6 protein-coding genes are annotated in these 5,086 nt (G+C 70.7%); 5 read left to right on the top strand and 1 reads right to left on the bottom strand.

The features are described 5' to 3' along the window. The 4 genes from ABD841_RS40090 to ABD841_RS40105 all read left to right on the top strand — a co-directional run. A partial coding sequence (locus ABD841_RS40090) for a substrate-binding domain-containing protein (protein ID WP_344982297.1) occupies positions 1 to 236 on the top strand: 236 nt, incomplete at its 5' end. A gap of 188 nt (positions 237 to 424) precedes the next feature. Continuing rightward, entirely contained in the window at positions 425 to 1,693 is a 1,269-nt protein-coding gene (locus ABD841_RS40095; protein ID WP_344982298.1) for a right-handed parallel beta-helix repeat-containing protein, read from the top strand. A gap of 95 nt (positions 1,694 to 1,788) precedes the next feature. Then, entirely contained in the window at positions 1,789 to 2,427 is a 639-nt protein-coding gene (locus ABD841_RS40100; RefSeq protein ID WP_344982299.1) for an ACT domain-containing protein, read from the top strand. A gap of 147 nt (positions 2,428 to 2,574) precedes the next feature. Further along, positions 2,575 to 3,300: a hypothetical protein gene (locus tag ABD841_RS40105; RefSeq protein WP_344982300.1), complete on the top strand. Its 726-nt coding sequence runs from the start codon at positions 2,575 to 2,577 to the stop codon at positions 3,298 to 3,300. A 76-nt stretch (positions 3,301 to 3,376) separates the two neighbouring features. On the opposite strand, the gene ABD841_RS40110 is transcribed toward ABD841_RS40105, so the two are convergent. Continuing rightward, positions 3,377 to 4,666, bottom strand: a complete 1,290-nt coding sequence (locus ABD841_RS40110; protein ID WP_344982301.1) for an ABC transporter ATP-binding protein — start codon at positions 4,664 to 4,666, stop codon at positions 3,377 to 3,379. A gap of 298 nt (positions 4,667 to 4,964) precedes the next feature. On the opposite strand from ABD841_RS40110, the gene ABD841_RS40115 reads away from it, so the two are divergent. Continuing rightward, positions 4,965 to 5,086, top strand: a 122-nt coding sequence (locus ABD841_RS40115; protein ID WP_344982302.1) for a LacI family DNA-binding transcriptional regulator, incomplete at its 3' end; no start/stop codon positions are given.

Genomic DNA, 5,086 nt, shown 5'->3' on the forward strand with positions numbered 1-5,086 from the left:
GGCTGGCGGTGCCGGGGGACGTGTCGGTGGTGGGGTTCGACGACTCGCCGCTGATGGCCTTCACCGACCCGCCGCTGACCACCGTGCGCCAGCCGGTGCAGTCGATGGTGACCGCCGCCGTCCACACCCTCCTGGAGGCCATCGGCGGCGCGCCCGGCCGGCACGCCGAGCTGATCTTCCAGCCCGAGTTCATCGTGCGGGGATCGACGGGCTCCGGCCCCAAGGTCCTCCGGTGACGCGTCCCTCCCGCTGACCCGTCCCCCCGCCGCGTCCCGGCGGCCGGTCGCCGCGTTCCGGTGACGTCGCGATGAAGGGGACATAACGCCTCGCTGTGTGTCCGGCGCCGGAGTCGTCGATCACGTGACTGATGTGCGAGGATCTGCGCTGAGTGATCGCCGGTGACAGTGTGATGGAGCGTGTCAGGATGGATTCGACGAGGCGATGGAGTATCCCCGCGCTCGGGGCCCTCGTGGCGGGGTGCGGGCTCGTCGCCGTCCCGGCGCCGGCCGGCGCCACGGCCGGCACCGTCTACTACGTCGACTCCCGGTCGGGTGACGACGCCGCCGCGGGCACCTCGGCGACGGCGCCCTGGCGCAGCCTGGACAAGGTCAACGCCACCGAGCTGCGTCCCGGCGACGTCGTGCGCCTCAAGCGCGGCGGGCGCTGGCCCGGCACCCTCACCCTGTCCGGCAAGGGCACCGCCGCCAACCCCATCTCCGTCGAGCCGTACGGCACGGGCGCGGCCCCGAAGATCAGCGGCAGGGACGCGGCCTGCGTCGTGATCTCGGGCTCCTACGTGCGGGTGGTGGGCGTGCACGCCAGCGACTGCCTGTGGTCCGGCTTCGAGGTGAGCGGCAGCCGCAACGAGCTCGACCGGGTCCGCGCCGACCGCAACATCAGCGGGGTCCACGTCATGGGTGCCCATAACGTGGTCAAGAACAGCGTCCTGACCGCCAACAACCGCATGAGCGTCGACGACGAGGGCGGCGACGACGACTCCGGAGCCTTCGGCGTGCTGCTCAACGGCGACGACAACCTCGTCACCGGAAATGTGATCACCGGCAGCTTCGCGCCGAGCAAGGACTACGGCTTCGACGGCGCCGCCGTCGAGGTCTTCAACGGCGACCGCAACCGGATCACCCACAACACCGCCCGGGACAACCTGACCTTCGTGGAACTGGGCGCGGAGAAGGGCAAGACCGCCACGGGCAACGTCTTCGCCCACAACGTGGTGACCTCCTCGCGCAAGAGGGCGTCCTTCCTCGTCACCCGGGGGCCCCGCCACGCCGTGGGACCGGTCAAGGGCACCGTGGCGGCGCACAACTCGGTCTACCTGCCCGGCCGCGACACCCTCGGCTGGGCCTGCCACGACGGCTGCGCCCCGGGCATCCTCAAGCTGCGCAACAACGTCATCGCGGTCGGCGGGCAGGTCGGCTACGAGGACGGCAAGGGCGCGGACGAGGGCGGCAGCGTCTACCGCGGCCGCTCCCGCAAGTTCAAGCTGGGCCCGCGGTCGGTCATGGCCGACCCCCGTTTCCGCGGCCGTGACGACCTGCGCCTGCGCCCCGGCTCCCCGGCCATCGGCCGCGGCTTCCCGCTCGGTCCCGCCTGGTACGGCGGCGCCGAGCTGGCCCGCGACGCGGCGGGGGCCGCGCTGCCCGGAAAGCCCGCCGCGGGCGCATATCAGCACTGACTTTTACCCATTTCAGGACTTATTCTGGACATCGCCCTGGAACCTCCCTGAAACCTGGCTACGACACTCTGATGTCCAGAGTGAGGTGATCGGTGATGATGTTGCGGCTACGGGTCTCCTTCCCGGACCGGCCCGGCGCGCTGGGCCAGGCGGCCCGGGTGCTCGGCACGCTGGGGGCGGACATTCTCCAGGTGACGGTCCTGGAACGCGCGGCGGGGCGCGCGGTGGACGACTTCACCGTCTCCTGGCCCGGGACCACCGACGCCGAGACGGTCAGGGAGCGTCTCTCGGTGGTCCCCGGGATGCGCGTCGAGGGCGTCTGGCCCACCCGCGAGATCCCCGGCGCCGCGCCTGACTACGACCTGCTGCGACATGTCGCCGGGGAGCCCGGCCGGGCCCTCGCCACCCTGGTGGACGCGATGCCGGACCTGGTCAGCGCCGAGTGGGCGGTGATCATGTCCGCGGAGCGCGGCGAGCTCCCGCACCGCAGCTGGCAGGCTCCGCAGGCCCTGGAGGAGACGGGCGGCCTGGTCGGGGTGAAGGCGGACGATCTCACGCCCCTGCGTCCCGCGGTCCTCACCTCGGGCGGGCACCAGCTGATGAGCCTGCCCGTCCCCGGGACGAGCCTGCACCTGGTCCTGGCCAGGACGGAGGGTCCGCCCTTCCACCGTGCGGAGCTGGACCGCGCCGTCCGGGTCCTGGAAATCATCTCCATCATCGGCCGCGTCTCCTGAAATAGGGCGTTTCCGGCGTAACGGTAATTGGGTATTGAATGCGGTGATACGGCGCCAGTCGTGCACGCCCGCATCAGAATCCCCCCGATGGGCACCGCAGGTCATATCGGTATCGGGCCGCCACGGGCCCGTGAGGGGGGCAGCCTGATGCCTAACCGCCACCACGTCGCGGCCACGGGACTGCTGGGTCTCTGCCTGGCCCTGACCACCGCCTGGGGGAGCGGCGAGTGGGCGGTCGCCGCCGGGGTCCCCGCCGGTGACGTGCGGCCGCCGGTCGCGAGCCCGACGGAGCCGCCCGCCACCGGTGAGCCCGAGGGGGCGCCGGAGCCCGGACCGATGCCCGAGGGCTTCAAGCGGATCGGCAGCGCGGAGAACGGCCTCACCGTCGCCGTGCCACAGGAGTGGATCGCGCTCGACCTGAGCAAGGACGACCTGGAGGAGGGCCTGCGGCGCAGCGGCCTGACCGGCGCCGCGGCGCAGCAGGCGAGGAAGAGCCTGCAGACCCTCGTGGACAGCAAGGGGATCTGGGCGACCGACTCCGCGTCGGTCAAGGCGTCGCCGAACGGCTTCGCGACCAACCTCAACGGCTTCTGCCAGGCTGTCCAGGCGCCGTCGATGGACCAGCTGATCAACGAGACCAGAACCCAGCTGGAGCAGCTCAACGCCAAGGTCACCGACGCCAAGACGGTGCGGCTCGGCTCCACGGAGGCGGCGCGGATCGTCTACACGTTCCCCACCAACGGCGTCGACATCCACGGCACGCAGTACTACCTGCCCGGCTCGGGCAAGACCTGCATCATCACGCTCAGCACCGACAGCGAGAACCGGCAGCAGCTCTTCGACAGGATCGGCCGGACCATGCGGCTCGCCTGACCGGCCGGGCGGAGCCGCCCGGCCGGTCGCGCCGACCCCGGATGGCCGTCCCCCGGTCGGGCGCCCGGGGGCGGGGTCAGCGCTGCGGCGGGTCGACCCGGGAGCCGTCCACGGTGAAGAGCATCAGGCGGCTGGCGTCGACGCCCACCCGCGCGGGTTCGCCGGCCCGCCAGACGGGACGGCCCCCGAGGCGGACGATGAGATCGGCCCGGCGGTGGCTGCCACCGGCGTGCTCCTGCTCCTGGTGCGGCTCGGCGTCGGCGCCGAACCCGTAACCGGGGATCAGCTTGCGCAGTATCGAACGGGCCCGGCCGCCGCCGAGCGCGGCGGAGCCCATGCGGGCGTTGCGCCGGGGGTCGGGCGGCTCGGGCACCGCCACGGCGGTCAGCCCGCTCTCCACATAGGCGAGCCACTCGTGACCGTGGTACTCCAGGGCGCGGACGCGGCCGAGGAAGGTGGGCCCCTCGAAGGTGTCGGGGACCGGGGCCAGGCAGTCGGGCCGCAGGCCCACGATGATCTGGTGGCCGACGTGCTTGGAGATGGCGTACGCCCTGGGATCGGTCCAGGGGATCATGATCTGGTGCGGGCCGAAGTCCAGGAGGATGAACTGGTTCTGCGGGGCGCGCACGGTCGCCGCGAGCAGGTTGAGCTGCTGGGAGCTGAGGAAGGCCGCGGTGAAGGCGGTCGCCGGGTCGTTGTACACCTGGCCCGGAGTGCCGAGGTCCTGCAGGACCCCGCGGTTCATGATGGCGATCCGGTCGGCCAGGGTCAGGGCCTCCACCTGGTCGTGCGTCACGTAGATCGTGGTGACCCCGAGCGAGCGGACCAGTGAGGAGATCTCCATGCGCAGCTCGGTGCGCATGCCCGCGTCCAGGTTGGACAGCGGCTCGTCCATCAGGAAGAGCGAGGGCTGGCGGACGATCGCGCGCCCCATCGCGACCCGCTGGCGCTGGCCGCCCGAGAGCGTTCCAGGCCGGCGGTCCAGCGTCTCGTCGATGTGCAGCGCCTTGGACAGTTCGGTCACCCGCTCCCTGATCATCGCCGGGTCGGCTTTGGCGATCTCCAGGGGGAAACCGATGTTGCCGCGCACCGTGCGGTGTGGGTAGAGCGCGCCGTTCTGGAAGACCATGGCGACGTCGCGGTCACGGGGGGCGAGGTCGTTGGCGAGCGCGCCCCCCAGCCACAGGTCTCCGGCGGTGACCTCCTCCAGGCCCGCGATCATCCGGAGCAGCGTGGATTTGCCGCACCCGGAGGGGCCGAGCAGAACAAGGAATTCACCGTTCTCGGCGCGCAGATTCATGCGGTCGACCGCAAGGTATCCGCCGGGATAAACCTTGCTCACGTTATCGAGGACGACGGTACTCATGCGCGCTCGTTCCTCCCGAGCTCCGATGCCCGGATCCAGCCGTGTGATTGATGAGGTAGTACATCGCGACACTTGCCTGTGTGTCCATAGATGTCGTTAGAAATCGCACATCTATTGGTTACGTGTTGGACTCTTGGGATGAGAGAAGTCCGTGACCTGCGAGGTTGTCCGCGCGGTCCGTTGTTTCGAGCGTGAGATGTTACAGTTTGCGAAAAGTTTCGGAAATAGGTTTCACGCGAGGGCGCCGGGACGCCGATCGGCTTGCGCGTGATCCGGCCGCATGGTGGGGTGTCTTCTGATGGACGGTGAACTCGCGGAGACCTCACGCTCCCGCCCCGACGGAACAGGCATCCGGCTGGCCGACGTCGCCGCGCAGGCCGGGGTCAGCGAGGCCACGGTCAGCCGGGTGCTCAACGGCAA

It is taken from the genome of Streptosporangium fragile (assembly GCF_039534445.1).
GTDB classification, from domain to species: domain Bacteria; phylum Actinomycetota; class Actinomycetes; order Streptosporangiales; family Streptosporangiaceae; genus Streptosporangium; species Streptosporangium fragile.